This is a genomic window from Mesorhizobium sp. B2-8-1 (assembly GCF_006440955.1).
In the GTDB taxonomy this organism is placed as follows: Bacteria; Pseudomonadota; Alphaproteobacteria; order Rhizobiales; family Rhizobiaceae; genus Mesorhizobium.
This window is the reverse complement of sequence record NZ_VFTX01000007.1, coordinates 293,705-319,271: the sequence shown is the minus strand read 5'-3', so window position 1 is coordinate 319,271 and position 25,567 is coordinate 293,705. Positions and strand designations below refer to the sequence as shown.

The following is a 25,567-nucleotide window of genomic DNA, read 5'->3' as shown; positions in this document are numbered from 1 at the left end:
GCTTATTGGGGTTGCGACAGGACCAAACTTGGTCGTGGCGGCTTTCTGGTTTCTGCCGATGATGGATGCATCGGCAGAAACAATCCCGGAGAACGACCAAGGGACGCGTACTGCCGATCAAGAATGAGCGGGGCGACTTTGGCTACGGTTGCGATGATCGGAAGACTGGCTCGACGGGTGCTGCAAGCTGCCAGGCGCAAGAGTGCGGGCCGCACGCGCCTGGCCAATATCGCACACCTTCTGACCGGCAATTTTCTTGGCTCATTGCTGGCGCTTGTAGCCTTTACGCTTTCAGCACGAGCGCTTGGGGTGACGAACTATGGTGAGCTTGCATTGATCATCGCGTTCACAAGGGTCGTCGAGCGCGTTGTCAGCTTCCAGTCGTGGCAGCCAATTATCAAATACGCAGCCGGCATGAACGCATCCGAGGGCCACGAGAATTTGCGCGTCCTCATGAAGTTCGGCCTGCTTATCGATGTCGGCGCCGCTGTCAGCGCCTGGGTCGTCGCCATTGGCGCGGCCCTTCTCATTGCGCCGGTTTTCGGTTGGTCGACGCAAATCGTGCATCTTCTTGTTCTCTACTCCAGCGTTCTGCTATTTCAGATTTCCGGCGTCCCCGTGGCTGTCCAACGCATGGCCGGCAACTTCCGCCTCCTCGCCTATGGGCAGTTGCTCAACGCCGTTCTGCGCGTATTGCTGTGTCTGCTCGGCGTGCTGCTCAATGGCGATCTCGCTTACTTCACGGCGGTTTGGGCCGGAACGCAGATCCTCGGCTCCCTGGCGCTCCTGACGCTGACCATGCGCGCGCTACACAGGCAGGGTGTCCACAATGTCCTGGGCGCGCCTTTGGCCGGCATCACACGCCGCTTCCCTGGCATCTGGAATTTCGCGTGGTCGTCGAACATCTCACTCACCTTGCGCGCGAGCGCGCAAGAGCTCGATACGCTGCTGGTCGGATGGCTAGCCGACCCGGCCTCGGCTGGCTTGTACCAGATCGCCAAGCGCATAGGCCGCGTCGGCCAGCAAGTAGGCCCGCAGGTGCAAAACGTTCTCTATCCCGATGTCGCCCGCCTTTGGGCAAAAGGCAGCATCGAGGAATTCAAGCGGGTGATCTTTCAGACCGAAGCCATGCTGCTCTGCTTTGGCGTCATTTGCGTCCTGGTCGTGGCGGTGCTCATCCGGCCGCTGCTCGCCTGGACCGCGGGACCGGAGTTCATAGGCGCAGCCAGCCTCGTCATCGTGCAGATGGTGGCGGTCACGTTCGTGCTTTCGGGCTCAGCCGCCCGCTCGGCGCTGCTTGCCATGGGCCGGCAACGTGAGGTGTTGCGCATTGTTGTCGTTGCCACAGCCGCCTTCCACGTGACGGCCCTCCTGCTCATCCCGCGGATCGGCGCGATGGGGGGCAATATTGCCCATATCGTCCTGGGCATTCTGTGGGCCTTCGGCCTGGCGCTTTCGTTGCGACAGGCGCTCAAGACCGCCCATCATCCCGACCGGCAAACCCCGCCGGCGGACGCTCTCAACCAAGCAAGTCTTGCCCCTTCAAAGGCGATCTAGATGTCTCTTGCACCTCAAGCTCTTGCGCCTCAAGCCCAGGCACCTCAAGCCCTGGTCACTTTGCCTGCAGCGCAGCGGCGCTCGCCTTCCTCTCCTTCGTGGCTCACACATCTGCAACGACTCGAGGCTGAATCAATCCATATCATTCGCGAGGTCGTCGCCGAACTGCGCAACCCGGTGATGTTGTATTCGGTGGGCAAGGACTCGGCCGTAATGCTCCATCTCGCGATGAAGGCCTTCTATCCGTCGCAACTGCCGTTCCCCCTTCTCCACATCGACACGACGTGGAAATTCAAAGAAATGATCCGTTTCCGCGACGAGACTGTCGCGCGGCTTGGCCTGAAGCTGCTGGTGCGTCGCAACGAGGCCGGCCTGGCCGAAGGGATCACGCCATTTACACATGGCTCGTCGACCTACACGCAGATCATGAAGACGGAGGCGCTGAAATCGGCACTGACCTCGCTCGGCTTCGACGCCGCTTTCGGCGGCGCGCGGCGCGACGAGGAAAAGAGCCGCGCGAAAGAACGGGTGTTTTCGCTGCGCAGCGATAGCCATGGCTGGGATCCAAAGAACCAGCGCCCGGAACTATGGAACCTCTACAACGGCCGGCTGAAACTAGGGGAGTCCGTCCGGGTCTTTCCTCTCTCGAACTGGACCGAAACCGACATATGGCAGTACATCATGAGGGAGAACATCCCCATCGTCTCGCTGTATTTCGCGGCCAAACGCCCCGTGGTGGAGCGCGACGGACAGTTGATCATGGTGGACGACGATCGTCTGCCGCTCCGCCCAGGCGAATCCCCCGAAATGCGCTCGGTACGCTTCCGCACGCTTGGCTGCTATCCCCTCACCGCGGCCACTGAAAGCACTGCCGCGTCTGTTCCCGAAGTGCTCCAGGAAATGCTTGTCGTGAGGACCTCCGAGCGATCAGGTCGGCTGATCGACCATGACGAGGCAACCTCGATGGAAAAGAAAAAGCGCGAGGGGTACTTCTGATGCTGGGTTTTGCTCAAACCGCGGAACTCGAATCTTCTTCGATAGACGAGATCACTTCGCAATATCTTGCTGTCCACGAGAAGAAGAGCCTGCTGCGATTTTTGACATGCGGCAGCGTGGACGACGGCAAGTCGACGCTGATCGGCAGGCTGCTCTACGACACGAAGCTGCTGATGGAAGACCAGCTTGCCACACTTACCCGCGATTCCCAACGCCACGGCACAACCGGCGGCGATCTCGACTTCGCCCTTCTGGTCGACGGTCTGGCCAGCGAGCGCGAACAGGGCATTACGATCGACGTGGCCTATCGTTTCTTCGCCACGGAACGGCGCAAATTCATAGTCGCCGACACGCCCGGCCATGAGCAATACACCCGCAACATGGCTACTGGCGCATCCAATGCCGACCTGGCGATCATTCTTGTCGATGCGCGGCAGGGCATTCTGACCCAGACACGCCGACATTCCTTCATCGTTTCGCTGCTCGGAATCCGGCATGTCGTCCTTGCGGTCAACAAAATCGACCTGGTCGATTATTCGCAAACGGTATTCGACGAGATCGAGGCGACCTATCGAAGCTTCGCGGAACCGCTTGGCTTCGCGTCTCTGGATGCCATCCCGCTGTCGGCGCGTTATGGCGACAATGTTCTTTCGAAAGGCGAGAACCTGCCCTGGTATCGGGGCCCGACGCTCATCGAGCATCTGGAAACCGTCGAGGTGGAACGAGACCGCCGTAGCGCGCCTTTCCGGATGCCGGTGCAATGGGTCAATCGCCCGAACCTCGACTTTCGCGGGTTTGCCGGCACCATCGCCGCCGGCGTGATCCGGCCGGGAGACCGTGTGGTCGTGGCACGATCCGGCGTGACGAGCCTGGTCAAGCGCATCGTCACTCAGGACGGAGACCTGTCGGAGGCAGCGGCCGGCGAGGCTGTCACGCTGACGCTCGAAGACGAGATCGACGTTTCTCGCGGCGACGTCCTGGCGGGGGCGGCGGAGCGCCCGGAAGTGTCAGACCAGTTTGCGGCCCATCTGCTCTGGATGCACGAGGATCCATTGATCCCCGGCCGCCCGTATCTGATAAAGCTCGCCACCAGCGTGGTGGGTGCGAGCATTACACAGATAAAACACCGGGTTGACATCAATAATTTTGCAAAACTGGCAGCAAAAACCCTCGAGAAGAACGACGTCGGCTTCGTCAACTTGACGACACAGGCACCGCTCGCCTTCGACCCGTTCTCCAACGTGCACGAAACCGGCGCGTTCATCGTCATCGACCGGATCAACAACCACACGGTCGGTGCCGGAATGATCGACTTCAGTCTGCGCAGGGCGAACAACGTCCATTGGCAAGCACTGGATGTCGACATGAATGCGCGGGCGATCGCCAAAGGTCAAAAGCCCGTGGTGCTGTGGTTCACAGGCCTGTCGGGCTCCGGAAAGTCGACGATCGCGAATCTCGTGGAGAAGCGCCTCCATGCGATCGGCAGGCACACCTACCTTCTGGACGGCGACAATGTTCGCCATGGCTTGAATCGAGATCTCGGCTTTACCGACGCGGATCGCGTGGAGAACATTCGTCGCGTCGCCGAGGCCGCCAAGCTGATGGTCGACGCGGGGCTGATAGCGCTCACTTCATTCATTTCGCCATTCCAGGCGGAGCGGCGGATGGCGCGCGACCTCTTCGGCCCAGGGCAGTTTATCGAGATCTTCATCGACACACCACTGGAGGTCGCCGAAAGCCGCGACCCGAAGGGCCTTTATCGACGCGCCCGAAATGGGTTGATCCAGAATTTCACGGGCATCGGCAGTCCCTATGAGCGCCCGGAAGCGCCACAGATCACGGTTACGCCGGATCTGAGCGCCGAGGAGGCCGCGGAAGTGATCGTCAGCTACCTCGAACGAGGCAGCTACCTCGGAACCGCGACCGGGTAACAGGCGATGGTTGGAGGAGCTAGCCAAGGGCCGATACGGGTTTGCTTTCCATTTATCGGTGATGATGTCGGTGGAAGCCACATCTCGGCGCTCAAGCTCATCCAGAACCTCGATACATCGAAGGTCGTTCCGATTCTGGTGCTTCAGGAAACGGCCGGGCCTCTGGCGGCCTTTCTGCAAATGGAGGGCCAGCCCTTCACGGGTTTTCCGCTGCCGACGACTTCGCCTGGAAAGGGAATAATCCCCGGCGATGTCATGACCTATCTGACCAGTACGCTTCCGCGCATGCGGCGTTTCATCAAGGAGCAGAAGTTCGATATCGTTCACACCAATGACGGCAGGACGCATGTGAATTGGGGCATTGCGGCGAGGCTGGCAGGTGCTCGGCTGGTTTGGCATCATCGCGGCGACCCCGACGCCAAGGGCGCTAACGTGCTTGCGCCGCTCATCGCGCATCGCATGGTGACGGTGTCGCGATTTTCGCGACCGCGGCATCCGATCAGATCCCTCAAGGGACGGCTCAGCGTCATCCATAGTCCCTTCGACCATCCGTCGACTGTGCCTGACAGGATCGCGGCCAAGGCCGCACTTCTGGACGAGCTAGGCCTTGCACCAGGAACACGCGTCCTGAGCTTCATCGGCGGGCTGATCGAACGAAAGCGGCCGCTCCTCTTCATCGATATCCTTGATCGTTTCGTGCGGGAGCATCCGCAAATCCCGGTCGTCGGCTGCGTGTTCGGGAATTCACCCGCGGGCTCGCAAGATCTTGAAGCGGCCGCCCGCGTGCGCTGCGCCGAGCGCGGGCTCGGCCAAACGGTGCGCTTCATGGGTTTTCGCAACCCGATCGAACCTTTCCTCGCGGCAACGGATGTTCTGGTGGTTCCCGCCATGGGAGAGCCCTTCGGCCGAACCCTTATCGAGGCGATGTTTCTTGGGACGCCGGTGGTTGCAACCGATCATGGCGGCAATCCGGAAGCTATCGAGAACGGGCGGACCGGATTTCTGGTCACACCGGAAGACGCCGGGGCCTTCATGGAGCCGCTATCGCGGTTGCTGTCCAATCCGCCGCTCTGGGCCCGGATCAGCGATGCAGCCCGCGACCACGCCTTCTTCTCCTACAGCACGCACCGCCATGTCGAAAATGTCATGAAGATCTATGACAGGGCGCTTTGCTCCCGCAAAGCCGGCTTGGCGACCGACCTAACCAGCGAAATCGGCGGTTAAAGGATTTTCGCAATGCGGGTAGAGCACATCGATTTCCTTGTCATCGGAGCCGCAAAAAGCACAACGACCTGGCTGCAGCAGCAGCTTCAGGCCGATCCGAGCGTCAGCACGCCGGCATCCTGATAGACGCATCCAAGGGAAGGGCCTCCTTTGACATGAGTGAGTTTCACGAAAAGTCAGCTGCGCCATTGACATATGGTTCCCCCGGCATTGATCGAGGTCTGCCGTACGAAGCCCATCATCCTGCTCGCAATGCGAACCAAGACACGGGAGCTGCCCAGAGTGGGATCGTGGCCACGACCCCGGCCGGTCAAGTTGGATATCGCCGCGAAATTGACGGCCTGAGGGCGATCGCAGTCGTTCTGGTGATCCTCTACCATTCAGGGCTTCGCGTCGCGGGCCTTGACCCCTTTGCGGGCGGTTTTATTGGCGTTGATGTCTTTTTTGTTATTAGCGGCTATCTGATTGGCTCGATTGTACAGCGGGAAGTCATGGATGGGACTTTCTCGTTCGCCAATTTTTACGAGCGTCGCGCGAGACGGATCCTACCTGCGCTGTATACCGTCTTAGCAGTAACGATCCCCTTCGCTTGGCTATATATGCTGCCGAGTGCCTTTAGAGACTATTCGGCGAGCCTTTTGGCAACCGTGTTTTCAGCCTCCAATCTATATTTCTGGCATGTTGCGAGCTATGACGCAGCCGACAATCTTTTTCGTCCATTAATTCACACCTGGAGCTTGGGAGTCGAAGAACAGTTCTACGTGATCTTCCCTTGCTTTCTTCTACTGGTGTGGAAATTTTCTCGGAAATTTTTAACAGCCATCCTGTGCATTGGGCTCGTCGTTTCGTTCATTCTTGCGGAGTGGATGACGCGGCATTTCCCGGACGCATCTTTTTTTCTACTGCCAACCCGAATCTGGGAACTAGGGTTGGGGGTGTTTCTGGCAAGACGTGAATTGACTGGCGGCCGGCTTGTGTCGATGCGCTCTTCGCGAGTCGCGCCTGCGGTCGGTTTGGCGCTCCTGATCTGCTCGGTGCCGCTGATGCGGCCGCAGTGGCACCACCCGGGACTTGTGACGCTGATCCCGGTTGCAGGAACGGCATTGCTTATCTGGTATACAGGGCACGGCGATCCCATTACACGAGCGCTTTCCTCCCAACCGTTTGTATTTGTCGGCCTGATATCATATTCCCTTTATCTTTGGCATCAGCCGATATTTGCTTTCGGCAGAATGAGCGCAACCGATTCTGTCGGTGGCGTGATGGTACTTTGTTGGATTTTGATGTCAGTTATACTTGCCATTGCGACTTACCGCTTCGTCGAGATTCCGACCCGTAGCAGAAAGCGAACCAGCAGGCACGTTATATGGCTGATTGCCTCACTTGGGGCCGTGCTACTCAGCGGGGGCGGATACTACTGGTATGTCCAAAATGGCCTGCCAAGCCGTTTTGCAGACGGCCTGGCCCCGATTGCCGCTGCATCCGATATTCGCGAGGCTCAGATCTTTCAGAACGGGAAGAGCTGTCTCAACTTTGCGCCTGAACAGGGTCCTTGTACCTTTCATGGCTCGAATCCCGAGGGCTATGCTCTTGTTAGTTTGGGTGACTCTCACGCTCGCACTCTGCTTGGTCCGATGCGAGACAGCCTTGATGACTACCGAGATATCGCCTCGTTCACACCGCTCAATCGAGGCGGCTGCGTATTTCTCCTCGGTCTGCAAAGGGTTGACGTGGACCAACCGGGTTGTCCAGGCGACTACAATGACAAGAGGCTCGACTACATAGGCAGGCTGAAGCGACCGATAGCCGTGCTCTTGTGGCGTCTCCCCATTCTCGTGGAGCAGAGCCGTTACAACAATGGCGAGGGGGGAATCGAGCCGGGCGACGATCACCCGCATTTGGCCAAGCTGGGTGAAACCGGGCCCGCCGATCCGGCTGCAGTCGCCACGGCCATTTCCCGCACCATAAACACACTTCTGGAGCGCGGGGTGAAAGTTGTCTTAGTCTATCCTGTCCCGGAGATGGGTTGGAACGTCCCGCAGGTGCTTCTCATGCGGGCCAGACGCCAGAACGATCCTGCAGCTTATATGCAGGCGGACCCGATTTCGGTTTCCTACGGGGATTTCCGCCGGCGAACGCAACGGACATACGCATTATACGATAATGTCGGATCCGATCCAAATCTCGTGCGTGTGTATCCGGAGAAGGCCTTCTGCGATCAACAGCGCTGTTTCGCCAATCGAGGCTCTCAGATTTTTTATCGGGACGATAACCATCTCAGCGAGACCGGCGCGTCCAAGCTCAACGTTTTGATCATGGACGCCATCAAAGCACGGTGGGGAAATGACCGATGACAGGCGAAGGAAGAGCCGTGGACTTTTTCGACCGGGAAGTCTTATGCGACGTCCCAGCACAGAAGCGACAAGGCTGCGCCTTGCAGTAGAGCTCGACGCTATGCCTTGCGGTGGTATATTTCGAAATACGGGTCCAAAGAGCTGGCAATTCTCTCATCCATGTAAGCGATCTCGTCTCTGTTGAAATAGTCGACATAACCGCCAATTTTGCCCCGGCGCACCTTAAAACTGTCGGGATTCGACTGGTCCGTCGGGCGCATTCTTTCGTGACCGAAAGCGTCTGCCATTTCGATCTTTCGCAAATTCTCGAAAGAGCCAAAGGTTGTCGCCTCATCGAGGATCATCTCCGGCACGCCCTGAATGCCCAGAAAATCTAGCGCCGTGCGAAGCGCCGATTTTGGAGCTTGGCGCATATGTTCGTAGGACAGCATTTGAAATGCCTTCACCTTATCGCGGTTGTGCGCCCAAGCGTTGTAGAACGCTATGATGGAATCAATGCTGCCGACATCCTGGGCAAGAAACTCACTGATCGTTCCGTCAAACACCTTCATTCGGTGCGTTGCGTCGAAATAATATGAAACAAGCACGTCTCTCGGATCCCGAACCAGAAATAGGATCTTTTTTCCTGAATATTTTGACTTATCGGCCTGGATTTCGCTGGGACGCTTAAGGTTTGGGCTGTCGTCGTGAGAAAAGCCAATGCAGGGGATGTTCGACGAGATCTTCCAGAAATGCTGGATTTCCATCGGATTCTGCAGGTTAAGGCCGTAGTGTTTGTCGATGACGCGGCCAACCATGGTGCGCAGCCACGTTCTACCGCATTTCGGGTATGAAAGCACAAAGGAGTCACGCGACCAAAAGATCATCTGGCGGCGCAACGCTCCCAGGGGACCCGAGTAGCGTATTTTCTTTGGAACGACGGCTTCGCCAAGGAAAAAGGTAGCGTCGCGAAGATTGTTCTTCAACTGTCCGAGCATAGAAAGCTTCCTCTGCTAGCGTGAGTTTGGCGCATTGGCGGCGTCAACAATGAAGTGCCCGAAGAACGGGACCGCCGGACCGAAACTCAAGCGACCATTTTAATCTCCGCCATTGTAAGCCATTGCGTCGGTGCAGCGAGACCTAGCTAGCTGGCTGGCCCGGACTGATGGGAGTACCTCTTTGGATTAACGCGGCAAAGTCCGCTTGCAGTTCCGATAGCCCCACATGCACAAAAGCATGTGTTGCTTAGAAAGCGGGTAAAGCGCCCCATAGCAGCGATAAGATCGTAGCCTCGAATCCGAACGATTGCAGGCCAACCTGTTCTTGATTGAGCAAGGGACTGGCAGGCACGGATTTGTGCCTGCGAGTTCAAACAGCCGCATCTCTTGACGCGCTCTCTTGGGGCGCAGCGGGTAAGCTTTGTCGAGGTCTAGAATGAGCCAGTCAGATCAGCCGTTTGAGGCAATCAGTCCACTGGGAGGCCAATCCCTTTTGCTGGCCACTGCGATCGCTCTCGGCCGTCTCGTCAGCAAACCGCGGACGATTGTTCATGTGCTGTCTTACTTGCGCCGGCGGGTGACCGGGCGCGCCAAGGCCGTTGGCAAGAACCTTCATCTCTACATCATCGATCTGGCCCTGGCGCTGGCGGCACTGTCGTTTGCTTCATTCATGCGATTGGGCCTTGATGGAGAATTCACCGGTCCGGAAAGCCACGCTTCGTTGCTCTTCGCACTCCCTTGCTTCCTGCTTACATGCGCCGTGGTCTTCCCGGTGACTTGCCTCTACACCCGCAACTGGCGATATGCTTCTGTCGGCGACATGCTCGGTATCGTTCGCGCGGCATTCGTCACATCGCTGGCCTTCGTGTTCCTGATGTTTGTGGCTACACGGCTCGATTCGATCCCGCGCTCGGTGATAGTGATCCAGTTTCTGTTGCTCGTGCCGCTGCTTATTTCAGTTCGCATCCGCTCCAAGCTCGTTGAGCTAAGCCGCTTTGGTCCGACTGCGAACAGAGCGAGAAACGGACGCGACGTGGTCCCTGTGCTGCTGATCGGTGCAGGCGATGCGGCCGATCTTTATATTCGCGCGCTGCAGCGGGATCCGAATGCACGCCATTGGCCGGTCGGCGTGCTCGATAATGGCGCAACGACAGAGGGCTATTTCCTGCGTGGCGTGCCGGTTCTGGGCAGCATCGAAGACTTCGACATGGTCATCGGCGATCTGGAAGGTCGCGGCATCAAGCCCCGCCACGTGATTTTCACCGAAAGGGTGCCTGGCCTCGTCGACCCGATGCTTGAAGCGCTGATCGACCGGGCCGACCGTCTGGGCATCGCTGTCTCTCGCCCCGCCCCGGTCCTGGAACTGCGCAATCCTAAATATCAGAGTCGCTTCGACTTGCGCCCCATCGAACTTACCGACCTTCTGGAGAGGCCCCAGGCGGTTCTTGATAAAGATGCGTTGTCCCGAATGATCGAAAACAGGCGCATCGTCGTAACCGGCGCCGGAGGCTCGATCGGCGGAGAGCTCACGCAGCAGATTGCCGCGCTCGGCCCCACCGAAGTGGTCCTGATCGATAACAGCGAGTACAATCTGTACGCCATCGATCTGGAATTGGCGGAGAAATTCCCGAATGTGCGCCGGAAGCCATATATCTGCGACGTACGCGACCCTGTTCGCCTGGGCGAGATTTTCCGACGCCATCGCGTCGACCTGGTCTTCCACGCGGCGGCGCTCAAACATGTGCCGATGGTCGAGTTGAATCCCTGTGAGGGCATTCTTACCAACGTCATCGGTACTATGAACGTGGCAGAAGCGACCCGCCTTTGCGGCGCCAAGGCAATGGTCCAGATATCCACCGACAAGGTTGTGAACACGACCAGTGTCATGGGCGCTACCAAGCGCCTAGCGGAACTCTACTGCCAGTCCCTGGACCTCGCCTTTACCGCCGGCGATACCCCCGTCCGCTTCATGACCGTTCGTTTCGGCAATGTTCTGGGTTCGAGCGGGTCGCTGATCCCGCTATTCAAGCGCCAACTCGCCCACGGCGGTCCACTGACCGTGACCGACATGGAGATGAAGCGCTTCTTCATGACAATACGCGAGGCGGTTGAACTGACCTTGCAGGCATCGGCCCATGGTCTGGAGAAAAAACTCGGACAGGGCGAAATCTTCGTTCTCGACATGGGTGCGCCAATCAAGATCATCGACATGGCGCGCCGCATGATCAAGCTCGCGGGATTTCGGCCGGATGAGGACATCAAGATCAAGATTGTCGGCTGCCGGCCGGGGGAAAAGCTGTTCGAGGAACTCTTCGACGAAAGCGAAAGACGTGTCGACGTTCCGATTTCCGGAGTCTTGGGCGCCGTGCCCAACGCGATGCCGCTTGACACGCTTCGCAAGGGATTTTCGCAATTGCGTCGCTTGGCGAGGGCCGGCGACACTGAGGGAGTGTTAAATCTTGTTGCGGATATGCTTCCCAGTTACCGCAGAGACGAAGCCAAGCCTGCGGCGGCGGTGACGGCGCCCTTCGTGCCTCATGTGATCCTCGGTTCAGCCAAGGCAAGCACGCGTCCACACGAGGCGGCCGCTTGAGGCCCAGCGGGAGCGCTGCCGTGCTAAGGCATATTGCCTCGGCTCTGTTTGTCGCGCTGTCGTGCGGCACTGCACTGGCCGGGGCGCCTCAATCTCAGCCGACAGTGGCCGAGGCACGGGAGGCGATCGAGGCTGCCGGGGCCTATTTCCGCGATCATCTCGGTGTAGCGGGAACTTATGTATGGAAATATTCCCTCGACGGCCAAAAGAGGGTGGGCGAAGGCGGTACCGTGCCCGCGAGCGTTGGCTGGGTGCAGCCGCCTGGTACGCCGGCTGTCGGCGCTGCGTTCCTGCGCATTTTCGAGGTTACCGGCGACAAGCAATGGCTTCAGTCTGCCCAGGTCGTGGCAACCGCTCTGGTCAAGACTCAGCTGGAATCCGGCGGATGGTTTTACAAGATCGAGACCGACCCGCAAAAGGCGGCGACATGGTGCTACCGCGCACTGAAGGTAGGCGGGAATATCTGTCGCGATATCAAGGACAATCCGCAACGCAACGAGACTGTCCTCGATGACAACAACACACAGAGCGTGCTGAATTTTCTGATGTGGTTCGACCTGGCGAGCGGCGGTTCGGATCCGGACGTCCGTTCCTGCATCGACAGGGCGCTTCATCGATTGATGCGGGTGCAATACCCGAATGGGGCCTTCCCGGTCTTCTTCAAGGGAGCCGCGCCTGGGGCGGATGTAAAGGCTGCGGCCAAGGCGAGTATTCCGGCCAGTTGGTCTCACGAGTGGCAGAAGCCTGATCGTCCGCCCTATTTCATCGTCAATGACAATCTTCCCCGCGATATGGGTCGTCTCTTTCTCAACGCCTACCGCACATATCACGATCCCGCATATCTCAAGACGGCGGAGAAGGTCGGTGATTTTCTCCTTGCAGCCCAGTTGCCCGCGCCACAACAGGGCTGGGCTCAGGGTTACGATCGTTCCATGCAGCCGGTTTGGGGACGCAGGTTTGAGCCGCCAGCGGTCGTCTCGCGCGAAACCGCCGGCAATATCGATTACCTGATCGAGTTGAACGAGCAAAACAGGGATGCGCGGTTGCTGCACGCGGCGACGACTGCAGCCACCTGGCTACAGGCGGCGCGCCTGTCCGACGGCAGTTGGGCACGTTTCTACGAACTCAACACCAACCGGCCGCTTTACATCGATGAGGGCGGCCAAGTGACGTTCGACGACATGGACCTCCTGAAACACTACGGCATGAAAACCGGTGCAGAGATCGAGCCGGTGTTCGCTCGGCTCGAGAGTGCAACGCGGGGGCAGAGAGTTTCACGTCAACGACTGTGGATCAGTGCCGCGGATGAGTTGAGTACTGGCGAACTGAATTCAAAGGTGCGTCAGCTCGTCGACAGTCAGGATACCCAGGGACGCTGGGTTGAGGGCCGGTTTATCGAGGGAGAAGACTTCGTCGAGGGCGTGTTCGCCCTCGCTCGTTTCATCTCCGCGCAAGCATCAGAGCCGGCGAAATAGCTTCTATATATCGCTCGCTCTTGCCATGGGGAGACTCTGACCAGATCTTCCGGGTGCGCCGATTTTAGCCTTTGTAGAAGCTGGAAAGCTCGGCTGGTGGGCCCCTTAGATCGGCCTGCGTAGGAAAGGCCGCGAACGACCGTACTTGGAGCGAGTACCGCGAAGAAAGCGCGTGACCGTTCTTGAAGCTGGGCCGTCGCGCAAAATCGCAACACTGGGCGCCATTCCAAGCAGCAGAGGCACGAGAAAGAAACGACTGTAAAGATGCGGTAGCGCATTGGCCAGCGCCGCGAAGAGGAGAACTGTCGTCGCCGTGCAAATGGCGGATACCTTGCCTTCACGACTCCGAGCGGCAAGGATGGCGATGGTGATGCCTGCCACGAGCAGGAGCAGAAAACCGATGAATCCGGGCAGCCCTGCCTCGACCCATATGAGGAGGTAGGTGTTGTGGACCGGGGCGTGCAATTCGCTGACCTGCCGATACTGGTCGGCACCGATACCAAGCAGTGAATTATTGTCCGCTTTGCCAATGGCCTCATGGATGAGCCGCATACGGTCTGCAAACGTGCCAGCCTCATCGAGGTCACCATTCTGCAGCGCATTCAGCACGCGGTGTTGGAAGACCTCGGGCAAGAAGTCGCGGCCCCAGGTAACGGCAATGAAGAATGCGGCGAGCGAGGTCACCGCTAAAGAAATGATGCGGCGCCACGAGCCCGTCGCGACTACGAAGATGGTGACCGCAAAGACAAGGCCGATCAGGCCGGTATTGGATCCTGTCAAAATAATGCCATAGCCAAAAAGCGGCAGTCCGACCCAAAGCCAGCGAGGCCTTATGCAGCCTGACGCCACCAGCCACAACATTAGCGGGACAGAGAGCGCTATCAGCGTTGCGCATTCATTCTCGCGTTCCACCCAACCCTGAAAACGACCATTGCCGCTGACAAAGACGGTGCCGCGTTGCTTGAGGATGTCGATTATCACTATCCCCTGCAGACACATCACGGCGATCGAGCAAAGAAATGATTTCATCAAGAGAACGATTTCGGCCCAGGGCCTCGACACGATCATGAAGGCCAGGAGAAAGTAGGCGTACAGATATTGCGCCGAGATGATGAAGCCTCGCTGCGGATCTCCGTGGATCAGACTGCTTAGCAGCAGCATCCCGCATAGTAGGGCGATGCCGATGTTCCATAGAAACGTCCCCGCGCCCAAGGGAGAGATCGAAAAGGATTTCCCGAGTATGGCTGCGAATACGGCCGCGAGAGCGAAGCCGTCGCTGATGGTAAAATAGAATGCATCAAACCGAAGAATATTGAAGGGCGTGAGAAAGACGGACGCCACGGCGAACCAGAGCCCGAGTCTCCCGGCTACCTCTGGCAACGATGTGGCGGCCGGTTTGGGGCCGGGCCTTGTCCAATAATGGCGAGGAGCCCTGGCGTAGTTCATCCTCACTCCTGAATCTGCTTGAGAGTCCTTTTCGCCAGCCCTCATTGGGCCTGCAGTTCAGCCTATCTGCCAAGATAGGGCCCGGGCCGGTTACGCTATCCTTTTGGATGATGTCGCCTTTGCGGCTAAGCCTCTTGAGCGCGATTGCGGCCGCGCAACCATGTTAAAACTGTCGTCGCGGTAAGTCGCGAATTCGATGTTGGGTAGCCTCCAGGTCCGATGTGGCAGGGCCGGCTTGGACCAGTCGAAGACAAACAAAAAGGGGCGGGATCTGTGAGCTTGATAGACGACAACAGCGTGTGGAGCCGTCTGGAACCATTTCTTCAAGAGCCGATCGAGCCGTCGAAGGAACGCACTTTCGGCCCGCGCGAGCTCTACACGCTTTTCCGAAGGCGCCTCCCCTTGATCCTTGCGGTCGTGACTACCGGCACCGCTCTCGCGCTCATCACGGCCGTGGAACTTCCCAAGACGTACACCGCTCGCTCGATGATCGTTGTCGAATCCGACGATCCCAATCCTCTCGACACCGCACAAGCGCAGCCTAATCAACAGCCCGACAAGTCGCGAATGGACACCGAGGCGGATCTGATCACCTCTCGTGTCTTTGCCAGCCTGGTCGTCGACAGACTGGACCTCATCAAGGACCCGGACTTCAACACCTATCTGAAACCAGCCGCGAGCCGAGCTTCCCCTTCGGATTCGGGCCCTGGACTGCTGTCACAGGCCGTCGGCTTGATCGTCTCGATACCGCGAGCGCTATGGAGCCTTGTCGCCGGCGCCGACCCGCAGGATCCCGCGTCGCTGCCATCGAAGGGGGTTCAGCAAGATCGGGCGATTTCATCGTATCTGTCGAGCGTTTCGGTTGATCGGTCCGGAGAGAGCTCGGCGATGACGATCTCCTTTTTCAATGACGACGCGTCGAGGGCGGCCCTGATAGCCAATGCGACGGCCAAACTGTTCGTGGAATGGTCCCGGGACAACAAACGGCAGGACATCAAGGACGCCGTTAGCTTTCTGAGGCAGCAATCGACGGAGCTTGCGTCACGGATAGCCGCCATAGAAGGCCAGATCGCCCAGTATGCGCGAGAACACGGCGTATCCAGCGATCCACGCGATGATCTGCTGCGCGCCTCGATCCAGCAAAGCAACGAGCAGCTCAGCACCGCCAGAGGTGAATACACGCAAGCGCAGGCGCGCCTCGCCCAGGTCAGGCTGGCGGCCAAGACCGGCGACGCGGGCGCGAACGTCGATCCCCTGCTCTCATCGGACTTCCTGACATCCCTGCGCAACGACGAAGCGACGGCGATGAGGGATCGCGCGCAACTGGCCAGCAACTACGGGCGCAATCATCCCTTGGTCCAGGAGGCGGATGCAAAAGTAGCGGCCGTCCGCGCGATGATCTCTCAGGAGATGCTGCGTACGATCGCAATCTTGGAAAACGACGTCCGCGTCAACGAAGGCAGGGTCAACCAACTCGCGAAGACTTTGGAGGAGTCCAACGAGCAACTGCGGCAAAGGAGCCTGGCGGAAGCGAAGCTTCGGGAACTGAACAACCAATTGTCGACCGAGCAGAAGCTCTACGACCTCGTATCAGGCAGGCTTGGCAGCCTCGATCCGTTTTCCGAGGCGGTCGAGCCCGGCGTGCGGACGGTTTCCGCTGCCGAGATTCCGACGAGCCCTTCCTTTCCCAAACTTCGTTTGATGACGGCAGGCGGTTTCGCCGCGTCGCTGATCCTAGCCCTGATCCTTGTGCTGACGCTTGAAAGCATGGATGTGAGAATACGCGAGTCACAACGGGTATCGAAGCTTATCCGTGCGCCACTGCTGGCGTCGATTCCGCAACTGCCCAAGAAATTCCTGCAACGCGCCACGCCTCCTCTTGAAACCTTGTTGTCGCAACCACGTTCGGCCTTCTCCGATGCCTTCCGGTCGCTGTACATGGCCTGCACCCGGATGAACGGTGGCCGGAGCAAACAGGTGATCCTGGTCAGCTCAGGACTACCACAGGAAGGCAAGACAACGACGGCCATGGGCCTCGCCGTGGCAGCTGGAATGGACGGCGCCCTGACAGCGCTGATTGATCTGGATTTGCGAACCCGCAGCATCCATAGCGCCATGCAGTTTGGGCCCGCCGACAAGACACTCAACGACTACCTACATGGTGGTTGCACCCTGGCAGAGATCGTTCAGACGCTTCCTGAAGTTCCGCGACTGGATGTGCTGGCGCCATCTGCCGACGACCAGACCTTGCCTGAATTCCTCAATTCCAGCCAATTCGCGAAATTGCTGGAGGCGTTCCGGCTCGAATACGACGTGGTGATCATCGACGCGCCGCCTGTGCTCGTCGTCGAAGACGCAATCAGGATTGCCGCCTCGGTGGATACCGTCGTGGTCGTGGCCGCGTGCGACAACACCACGCAAGAGGCTCTCTCCCAGGTTGTCGAGCGCCTGCGGTTCGCCGGCGGTCCATCGATCGGCTGGGTGTTCAACCGTGTCGACCCCTTCCGACAGGCCCGTGGTGCCCTGCGGAAAGCCTATTTGAAACGGCAGCAGATTCGTCGTTATTTTCCCGCTTGACCGCCATCGGCCGCGCGGCCGATCAGGCGCGGCCGACTATATCCCCATCGCCTCGAGCAGGGTTTGGTTCACCTTGTGAACATCGAACCGGTCTTCCGCGAGCTTTCTTGAGTTGGCGCCCATCTTTGCGGCGAGTTCCTCATCCTCGAGAAAAGCCCGCTGCGCCGAGGCGAGAGCTTCCACGTCTCGCGGCTCGACCCGGAAACCGTTCTCGCCCTCGATCACCGTTTCTTGACAGCCAGGGGCGTTGGTCGTGATTATCGGCCGACCGGTCGACAAGGCTTCCAGCGCGCTGCGGGGAATGCCCTCCCTGTAATAGGACGGCAACACGAACACGGTGGACGCGGTCAAATAGGGACCGACGTCGTGTGTTTCGCCGAGATATTCAACGGCGCCTTCCTTGGTCCACTGGTCCATTTCGGCTTTCGAGATGGAGAGGGGACTGGGATCGAAGGGCCCGAGAATCTGAAAGCGTGCAGCGCGGTACTTGGTCTTCAGGATACGCGCGGCGGCAGCAAACTCGGCAATTCCCTTTTCGCGAAGCAAGCGAGCGATCAGAAGGAAGACGGGAGGCCCTGAAGGTGGGGGGCTTGCGGCAAACAGTGTCAGGTCCACTCCTGAACCCGGGATCATGATCACCGGCGTCGTCGCAGAAACCATCCCATGGCGCCGGATGTCGGAAGCGTCGGCGTCATTGTAAGCGAAAACTGCTTCGCAGCCGACCAGAGCCGAGCGGTAGAGACCAATACTCAACCGGCGCAAAATGGTTGCGCGCAGTCCCGTCATGCTGCCGCTGAATATGAAGCCGAAGCCTGTAAAGAGCGCAAACCGGCGCGGTACACGGGCAAGGCGGGCAGCCAATCCACCATAGATGATCGGCTTCATCGTATACGCCAGGACGATTTCGGGCGCCAAGCCGCGAATGAGCTTGTAAAGCGCCTTGAGCGTTCGCAAATCGGCCAGCGGACTGGTACCCGTCCTGGCCATCGGAATCTGTCGAAAGGTCACGCCAATTGCCTTGAGACCGGCGATCGCCCGCTCATCTTCATCGGGGGCGAGCGCAATGACATCATGCCCCGCAGCGACCATGGCCTTCAACAATTCGAGACGAAAGTTGACAAGCGAACGCGTCAGGCTCGCAATGACGACGATGCGCTTGCGGCGCATCGCATAGTCCACAGGGGCGCGAGGAGAATCTCGACCATTCATGTGCACAGCAACCACCAGCCGCTCCTATCGGATATGGCGACGACGCCCTAGAGCTGCTTCGTAGAGTTCCAGGTGCCTGCCGACGTAAAGGGAAAGCGAGAAGTTCTCCATGACGCGACGACGCGCTTGTTGACCCAAGGCGCGGCGCTCGGCGGGTTCAAGGCTGACAAGCCTGATCAATCCGGCGGCCAGAGCTTCACTATCTCCCGGTGGAACGACCACGCCGCTGTCGCCGACCAGCCAGCCGGAGTCGCCGACCGCGGTAACCACCGCCGGCACGCCGCTGGCCATCGCCTCGCCTACGGCAAGGGAAAATGCCTCGCCCCAAGCCGAGCAAAGCGCGTAGACGTCGAAGCCCGGCATGAGGTCGGCGATGTCAGCGCGGATGCCCGGCGTGGTAATGCGGTCGTCTATGCCGAGCTCACGGGCGGTGCGCCGCACCGGGCCGTCGGCATGTCCCTCCCCGATAAATATGCCCTGAACGTCGTATCCCTGTTCCAGGAGCCGGCTGATGGCGCGGACCAGGCTAACCTGGTCCTTCATGGGATGGAAGCGTGCCACATGGCCGATCATCAGCCGTCCGGGCGGCAAGCCGAACAGGCGGCGCAGCTTCGCACCGGCGTCGGCCGAGGGGGAAAATTGATCGCAATCCGTCCCGTTCGGGATAACCACCCTTCGGCGCGGATCAAAGCCCAGGCGCTCGTGATCATCGGCGGCGACGCGCGAGCAATATGAGATCGCGCTGGTGCGCCTCGACAGGCGGGCCGAGAGCCGTATCAATTGACGCGTCAACGGTTTCTCGTCGGCGAGATCTCGAACCGTGTGATGGATGCTCCAGATGACCGGCGAGAAATTGAGCCCTAGCATCGAGCCGAGCGTTGCCGCGACGTTGCCGTGATACATCCATCCGTGAAGAAGATCGGGGGCCGCCCGTCTTATCGACCGCGTCAGCCGAACGACATCGCGCGGTCGCGGCCGTTCCGTCATGCCGAGCGAAACGAGCCCCGATCTTGTATATTCTACGTTTGCAGCCACCGGACCGGGTGAAAGCAGGGACAGAACTGAAGTCGAGAAGCGATTTTGGTCGACCTGGCCAAGAAAACGGGCAAGCATGACCTGAGCGCCGCCGACGTCGAGACTGGTAATGGTGTGAAGAACACTTGTGTGCACGCAAGCTTCCCAGCTGTCTGCAACGCTCCGCCCTGAGGAAGCATTCAATCGTCCGACAGTATCCAGCCGCACCATACGTTGGTTGCAGTAGACATCCAGTTAGCCAAATTAGGTGGGAACCAGACCGAAGGTTGTCACCGCTCCACCAAAGGTATGACTCATTGTCCTCGCGCAGGTGTCGCTAGGGTCTTTGCAGGAAAATTCTATGGTGGGCTTCCATGGCATCTTATTGCAATGCGGCGCGGAGCAGGCGATCGACAGGCGCGTGGACCAGTACATTCCTTGCGAAAACGCTGGGATCCGCCAGTATTGCGATCCTTGCGGTTGCAGCGATTCTGATTTCCCAGCTTGATGCCTGGGCCGCGGCGGACGATGACTACAAGGTTTCGGTCGGCGATGTGGTGTCGTTTGACTTCATCGACGACGCGCTTCCCGCCGAACAACTCACGGTCGCCAGCGATGGCGCGATCAACATTCCGCTGATCGGCAGCTTTGAAGTCGGCGGCCTGACGGTGCCCGACGCCTTGGGTCGTATCCGTAAGGCATTCATCGAGCGTGAACTCTTCAATGACCCGCATATAGCTCTTGCGGTGGTGAGCTTCCGCCCGATCTTCGTCCTTGGGGATGTAAAGGCGCCGGGCTCGTTTCCTTACCAGCCGGCACTGAATGTGGAGCAGGCGGTGGCGCTTGCGGGCGGCCAGTCGACCGGGGGAGCCACGGCGGAGGATCGCGTCGTAACACGCGCCCGGTTGCGCGGAGCTCTTGATGAAAGCGTGGTGGAGATCGCCAAGGAGGCGGTCGCCGCTGCGCGCATCAAGGCCCAATTGGCAAACAGCGACAAGATCTCGGAACTGGATCTGCCTGCCAAGATCAAGGGCCTCATGAACGCCAACCTGCTCGCGACGCTGCTTCCTACCGAGCAGCGCATCCTTGAAGCAGATCAACATGCGCTGACGACACGTCGCAAGCAGCTCTCGGCGGGGATCGAAGAAGTAAATGTTGCCCTCGCCAATGTTCAACAGCTTTCGGACATACAAAAGACAGTGATCGCTTCGGCACAGGCGGATCTCGATCGCATCAGGGGCCTCAACAAGAAAGGTCTCGTCACAATCACAGACCTCTCGAACGCCGAGCGCGAAGCGACCACGCAGCAATCCCATCTGCTTGAAATCTACAATCAGGCATCAACGGTGCGCCGCGAATTGAGCCAGTTGCAGCGCGACCTGGATGACGCCACCCAGACCTGGACACACACGGCGTTGACGGATCTCCAGGCCCACAACTCTGAAATCGAGCGCCTGATCGCGGTTCGAGAATCGACCGAGGAACAGATCCTGCTGTTGAGCTCGCTGGCCGCGGAGCAGACACGCAGCAACAACTCCATCACGTTCACCTACCAGATCCGCCGCAAGGTAAATGGCCAGACCGCCACAAAGGTGGCGACCCTCGACGATCCGGTTGCGGCCGGAGATACGATCCTTGTGTCAATAAACCGCCTGGATAGCGCCCAGGACACGACAAGCCGTTCAGCCACTGCCTTGGCGACGACCTCTTCCGTCCAGGTCGGACCGTCGCAATGATCGGCCTCAGCACCCCAACAGCACGTTCCGGCGGCTGGACTGCGCGCGTTCCGCTTGGCCGGGCCATGCCAAGCCGTATCGCAGCGGTGATCCTTTTGGTTCTCAGCCTGCCGCTATGGCTCGTGGCTGCTGCCATTGTCTGGGTTAGTGTCGGCCGTCCATTGTTTTTCCGCCAGTCTCGCAGCGGGCTGGAAGGTCGCCCGTTCGTGATCTGCAAGTTTCGTACGATGCACGAAGGGCGAGACGGAAATGGCATGCTGCTCCCCGACGCCTTGCGTGAGACGCCGGCCACGCGGCTGATGCGCTCCGTCCGCATCGATGAGCTGCCGCAGCTTCTCTCGATCGCCAGGGGGGACATGGCCTTCATGGGGCCCCGTCCGTTGCTCCCGGCCACCATCGCCGAATTCGGCGAGCTGGGGCGTATTCGTGGCACGGTCCGCCCCGGCCTGTCCGGATGGGCACAGGTGAACGGCAATACCCGCCTCACCAACAGCGAAAAGCTGGCGCTCGACCTCTGGTATGTGCGCAACCGCAGCCTGTGGCTCGATCTGCACATACTGGTTCTGACTGTCCAAGTGGCACTGTTGGGCGAACGCGTCGACCGCCGCCATGTCGACCATGCTTTGAAGGCTATGCCCGCCGGGACGGTCCGGCCATGAACCCAGCACTCGGTCGACTTCTGGTGATCGCACCGCATCCCGATGATGAGGTCCTGGGGTGTGGCGGCACGATAGCCCGGATGGCTGCGCAAGGCGCAGAAGTTCATGTCGCAGTGGTTACGCGAGGCAGCCCGCCCGCCTTCACAGAGGAGATGACGGAACGGGTTCGCAGCGAGGCCAAGGCGGCGCATGCCTGTTTGGGCGTGCAGCAGACGCATTGGCTTGATCTGCCGGCAGCGCAGATCGCCGAGACGCCGCACGCGACGCTCAACAGGGCGCTGCTGACCCTGTTGCGGGATGTCGTGCCGGATACGTTGCTCATTCCCTTCGTCGGTGATGTGCACATGGACCACCAGCTGATCTTCCTGTCATCGCTGGTAGCGGCTCGCCCGACCCAATCTCAATATCCGCGGACGATCATGGCTTACGAGACCGTCTCCGAAACGAACTGGAATGCCCCCTATGTGACGCCGAGTTTCGTGCCGAACGTCTTCATAGACATCGCATCGACGCTGGACCGCAAGCTCGAAGCTGCGTCGATGTTCGCCTCACAGATCAGAGATTTCCCGCATGAGCGTTCGATCGAAACCTTGCGGGCGCTTGCGATCGTCAGGGGCACCGCCGCCCATCTGAGGGCGGCCGAGGCCTTTGTCCTTCTGCGAAACGTCATTTGAATCCTAGCTGGAGTATTCTGCGATGAAACGCTGGCCAATCTACGACGAAGAACAAATAACCGATGTGGTAGAGGTTTTGCGATCCGGCCAGGTGAACGCCTGGACCGGCGACCATGTGAAGACCTTCGAACGCGCCTATGCGCGCAGCCTCGGCCGACGTCACGCGGTGGCGCTGGCCAACGGCTCGCTCGCGCTGGATCTTGCGATGAAGATCCTCCACATCGGCGCCGGCGACGAGGTGATCGTCACGCCCCGCAGTTTCGTCGCCTCCGCCGCCTGCGTCATGTTTGCCGGCGCCACGCCCGTTTTCGCGGATGTCGACCCGAGTTCGGGCAACCTTTCCGCCGAGACGATTGCGCCGAAGCTAACGGCTCGAACAAAGGCAGTGATCGTCGTGCATATTGCCGGCTGGCCGTGCGACATGGCGCCGATCATGGAACTCGCAAAGCGCAGCGGCATAAAAGTCATCGAAGATTGCGCCCAGGCGCATGGAGCCGAATACAACGGACGACCGATTGGCTCCTTCGGCGACATAGCGGCGTTCTCGTTCTGCCAGGACAAGATCATCACGACGGGCGGCGAAGGTGGGCTTGTCGCAATGGACGACAAAAAATTGTGGCTCGCTGCCTGGAGCCTCAAGGACCACGGCAAGAACTACAATCTGGTCTTTGCCCCCCATAGGGCGACAGGGTTTCGCTGGCTGCATGACAGCATCGGCACCAACTGGCGCATGACATCAATCCAGGCAGTGCTTGGCTTGCGGCAGCTCGAACGCCTACCCGACTGGACTCGCCAACGCGAGCGAAATGCCAGCATCTGGATGAGGACGCTTGCTGAATTGCCGATGCTGCACGCGCCCCAGCTCGGTTCGGAGCATAAGCATGCCTGGTACCGATGCTATTTCTATATCAAGCCCGAGATGCTGTCCCCCGGATGGTCGCGCGACGAGTTGATTGCGGCTATCAATGCGGCCGGCGTCCCATGCTTCTCGGGAAGCTGCTCTGAGATCTATCTTGAACATGCCTTCGCGGACGCCGGGGTAGCGCCGCCCGAACGTCTGCCGATCGCACGGCAGCTCGGTGAAACGAGTATGGCTTTTCTGGTCGACCCGTCCTGGACGACCGAGGAGACCATGGCTGCCGCGTCGACGGCGCGGTCAATCCTTGTTACGGCTTCGCGCCAGCTCGAGGCAGCATGACAAAGGAACGCGCGATCAGGAAGGATGAAACCGTTCTAGCGTCTTCTCTGGCAGAGCTGCAGATAGTGACGTCGTCAGCAGCGCGGAACCTCACCCTTGCCCCTACAGAGCGTGGTTTGCTCGGATTCGAACTGCCAGCCGCGGTTCGATTTTATCAGCAGATGATGCTCATCCGGCTCGTGGAGGAGCGCTTGCTCGATCTTTTTTCCCAAGGTCTCCTGTTCGGCACGACGCACACGTCCATTGGACAGGAAGCCAATGCGGTTGGCGTGATAAACGCTCTTGACCGGGACCGCGACATTGTCTGGAGCAACCACCGCTGCCATGGTCATTTCATTGCCTATTCGGGCGAAGTCGAAGGCCTGATAGCCGAGATCATGGGGCGTGTAACCGGCATTTGCGGCGGACGCGGCGGCAGCCAGCACCTGTGCTTCCGCAACTTCCACTCCAATGGCATCCAAGGAGGCATCGCACCCGTCGCGGTTGGTAGTGCGCTGGCGCGAAAGGACGAGGGCGCCGTCGCAGTGGTGTTCCTCGGCGACGGCACGATGGGCGAGGGAGCCGTATACGAGAGCCTTAACCTTGCGTCTGTTTTCGCCGCACCGGTGGTCTTTGTGATCGAGGACAACGAGATCGCCCAGACGACCCCCAAGCATCTGACCGTCTCCGGTTCGATCGTCGCCAGGGCCGAGCCGTTCGGCGTCCGCACATTCGCCTATGACGGCAACGATCCGGTCGCGATATATGAGCTCGCCCAAGAAGCCGTAGGCTATGTACGCGCCGAATCCCGCCCCTGCTGGCTCTACTTGCGAACCGAGCGGATCGGCCCACACAGCAAGGGAGATGATACGAGGCCGGCGGAGCGTCTTGAGCAAGCTCGAGCCAGAGATCCCATACCCCCGATGCGCCGGCGCGTTGCCAACGCCGACGAGATCGACGCCTACTGCCTGAATGTCGTGGACCGCGCGGTCGAATCCGCCGCCGCGGCCGCCTTGGCGCGGGGTTGATCCATGCGTGTCGTCGAATCTATCAATCGCGCGCTACACGATCTCATGGGAGCCGATCTCCGTCTGGTGATTTTGGGTGAGGATGTTCTTGACCCCTACGGTGGCGCCTTCAAAGTCACCAAGGGTCTTTCGTCAGCCTATAAGGACCGTGTCTGGACCACGCCGATCAGCGAAGGCGGCATTGTTGGCATGGCGGCAGGCATGGCCATCAAAGGCCGGCCTGTGATCGTCGAACTCATGTTCGGAGACTTCATAGCCCTTGCTGCCGACCAGATCATCAATCACGTCGCCAAGTTCCGCTGGATGTACAACGATCAGGTTGAGGTCCCCGTCATCATCCGCGCTCCCATGGGCGGACGGCGCGGCTATGGGCCGACGCACTCGCAAAGTCTGGAAAAGCATTTTTGCGGCGTGCCCGGGCTGACGGTGCTTGCCACTCACGAGTATGCCGATCCTGGCACGCTTCTGCATCGGGCCTTCGCGTCGCGATCCCCTCACCTGATCATCGAAAACAAGGTGATGTATTCCAGGCCCGTGCTCGGACCCGACGCGCTTCCACGCCCGGCGGATGCAGATGTCGTGATCCTGACATATGGGGGTTGCGTCGAGCACGCTGTCGCGGCCGCAAAGAAACTCGCGCAAGAGGAGGAAATCGCGACCACCGTGGTGGCCGTCGAACAGCTGTCGCCCTTCCCTGGCGATGAGGTCCGAAGCCAGGTCGGCAACTGCACGCGTGTCGTCGCGGTGGAGGAAGGCTCTCCCGGCTGGGGCTTCGCGTCGGAGTGTGCGCGCGCGCTGATCGGCCGGGTCAGGCACTTCAGCGCATTGACCGGGCCCGATCACCCCATTCCCTCAAGCCGCGACTGGGAGGACGATCTGCTGCCGGGTGTGAACGCCATCCAGGCGGCCTGCATCGAGCTGTTCCAGAAAGGCTAAGCGT

At 59.6% G+C, this 25,567-nt stretch carries 18 protein-coding genes and 1 pseudogene; 15 read left to right on the top strand and 4 right to left on the bottom strand.

All coding sequences use genetic code 11. The features are described 5' to 3' along the window. Nucleotides 1-153: 153 nt before the first annotated feature. From FJ428_RS20110 to FJ428_RS20085, 6 genes and pseudogenes are all read left to right on the top strand, one after another. The gene (locus tag FJ428_RS20110; RefSeq protein WP_224519136.1) at nt 154-1,557 is read left to right on the top strand and encodes a lipopolysaccharide biosynthesis protein; all 1,404 of its coding nucleotides are present in this window, start codon (nt 154-156) and stop codon (nt 1,555-1,557) included. Then, nucleotides 1,558-2,553, top strand: coding sequence for a sulfate adenylyltransferase subunit CysD (gene cysD / locus FJ428_RS20105; protein WP_224519137.1), 996 nt, complete (start codon nt 1,558-1,560; stop codon nt 2,551-2,553). Next, nucleotides 2,553-4,484, top strand: coding sequence for a sulfate adenylyltransferase subunit CysN (gene cysN, locus FJ428_RS20100; RefSeq protein ID WP_140880000.1), 1,932 nt, complete (start codon nt 2,553-2,555; stop codon nt 4,482-4,484). The genes cysD and cysN overlap by 1 nt, the downstream gene beginning before the upstream one ends. 6 nt (nt 4,485-4,490) lie before the next feature. Beyond that, a complete protein-coding gene (locus tag FJ428_RS20095) occupies nt 4,491-5,708 on the top strand; it encodes a glycosyltransferase family 4 protein (RefSeq protein WP_140498434.1) in 1,218 nt (405 codons plus the stop codon). A gap of 12 nt (nt 5,709-5,720) precedes the next feature. After that, nucleotides 5,721-5,813: pseudogene (locus FJ428_RS30710) on the top strand (sulfotransferase); the annotation flags it as partial. Between the two features lie 50 nt (nt 5,814-5,863). Next, nucleotides 5,864-8,062, top strand: coding sequence for an acyltransferase family protein (locus FJ428_RS20085; protein WP_140498435.1), 2,199 nt, complete (start codon nt 5,864-5,866; stop codon nt 8,060-8,062). A gap of 98 nt (nt 8,063-8,160) precedes the next feature. On the opposite strand, the gene FJ428_RS20080 is transcribed toward FJ428_RS20085, so the two are convergent. Beyond that, nucleotides 8,161-9,039: a sulfotransferase domain-containing protein gene (locus FJ428_RS20080; RefSeq protein ID WP_140498436.1), complete on the bottom strand. Its 879-nt coding sequence runs from the start codon at nt 9,037-9,039 to the stop codon at nt 8,161-8,163. Nucleotides 9,040-9,475: 436 nt separating this feature from the next. Between FJ428_RS20080 and FJ428_RS20075 the strand changes: the two genes are divergently transcribed. Both FJ428_RS20075 and FJ428_RS20070 read left to right on the top strand, forming a co-directional pair. Continuing rightward, a complete protein-coding gene (locus FJ428_RS20075; RefSeq protein WP_140498437.1) occupies nt 9,476-11,632 on the top strand; it encodes a nucleoside-diphosphate sugar epimerase/dehydratase in 2,157 nt (718 codons plus the stop codon). Between the two features lie 20 nt (nt 11,633-11,652). Further along, complete coding sequence (locus FJ428_RS20070) at nt 11,653-13,107, top strand: hypothetical protein (RefSeq protein ID WP_140498438.1); 1,455 nt, start codon at nt 11,653-11,655, stop codon at nt 13,105-13,107. A 105-nt stretch (nt 13,108-13,212) separates the two neighbouring features. On the opposite strand, the gene FJ428_RS20065 is transcribed toward FJ428_RS20070, so the two are convergent. Beyond that, complete coding sequence (locus tag FJ428_RS20065; RefSeq protein ID WP_181167351.1) at nt 13,213-14,553, bottom strand: O-antigen ligase family protein; 1,341 nt, start codon at nt 14,551-14,553, stop codon at nt 13,213-13,215. 279 nt (nt 14,554-14,832) lie between these two features. On the opposite strand from FJ428_RS20065, the gene FJ428_RS20060 reads away from it, so the two are divergent. Continuing rightward, complete coding sequence (locus tag FJ428_RS20060; RefSeq protein WP_140581298.1) at nt 14,833-17,130, top strand: polysaccharide biosynthesis tyrosine autokinase; 2,298 nt, start codon at nt 14,833-14,835, stop codon at nt 17,128-17,130. A gap of 36 nt (nt 17,131-17,166) precedes the next feature. Here the strand turns inward: FJ428_RS20060 and FJ428_RS20055 are convergent, their stop codons facing one another. After that, nucleotides 17,167-18,297 (bottom strand): glycosyltransferase family 4 protein, encoded by a 1,131-nt coding sequence (locus tag FJ428_RS20055; RefSeq protein ID WP_140498441.1) that lies wholly within the window; start codon nt 18,295-18,297, stop codon nt 17,167-17,169. A gap of 66 nt (nt 18,298-18,363) precedes the next feature. Continuing rightward, nucleotides 18,364-19,584 (bottom strand): glycosyltransferase, encoded by a 1,221-nt coding sequence (locus tag FJ428_RS20050; protein WP_140633022.1) that lies wholly within the window; start codon nt 19,582-19,584, stop codon nt 18,364-18,366. A gap of 143 nt (nt 19,585-19,727) precedes the next feature. On the opposite strand from FJ428_RS20050, the gene FJ428_RS20045 reads away from it, so the two are divergent. The 6 genes from FJ428_RS20045 to FJ428_RS20020 are packed head-to-tail and all read left to right on the top strand — an operon-like array spanning nt 19,728 to nt 25,563. After that, nucleotides 19,728-21,089 (top strand): polysaccharide biosynthesis/export family protein, encoded by a 1,362-nt coding sequence (locus FJ428_RS20045; protein WP_140879999.1) that lies wholly within the window; start codon nt 19,728-19,730, stop codon nt 21,087-21,089. Further along, nucleotides 21,086-21,748: a sugar transferase gene (locus FJ428_RS20040; RefSeq protein ID WP_140879998.1), complete on the top strand. Its 663-nt coding sequence runs from the start codon at nt 21,086-21,088 to the stop codon at nt 21,746-21,748. Before FJ428_RS20045 ends, FJ428_RS20040 begins: the two co-directional genes overlap by 4 nt. Continuing rightward, a complete protein-coding gene (locus FJ428_RS20035; RefSeq protein WP_140498445.1) occupies nt 21,745-22,422 on the top strand; it encodes a PIG-L deacetylase family protein in 678 nt (225 codons plus the stop codon). The genes FJ428_RS20040 and FJ428_RS20035 overlap by 4 nt, the downstream gene beginning before the upstream one ends. 22 nt (nt 22,423-22,444) lie before the next feature. Continuing rightward, nucleotides 22,445-23,620 (top strand): DegT/DnrJ/EryC1/StrS aminotransferase family protein, encoded by a 1,176-nt coding sequence (locus FJ428_RS20030; protein WP_140879997.1) that lies wholly within the window; start codon nt 22,445-22,447, stop codon nt 23,618-23,620. Beyond that, a complete protein-coding gene (locus tag FJ428_RS20025) occupies nt 23,617-24,627 on the top strand; it encodes a thiamine pyrophosphate-dependent dehydrogenase E1 component subunit alpha (protein WP_140879996.1) in 1,011 nt (336 codons plus the stop codon). The genes FJ428_RS20030 and FJ428_RS20025 overlap by 4 nt, the downstream gene beginning before the upstream one ends. 3 nt (nt 24,628-24,630) lie before the next feature. Beyond that, a complete protein-coding gene (locus FJ428_RS20020; RefSeq protein WP_140498448.1) occupies nt 24,631-25,563 on the top strand; it encodes a transketolase C-terminal domain-containing protein in 933 nt (310 codons plus the stop codon). Nucleotides 25,564-25,567: the final 4 nt, after the last annotated feature.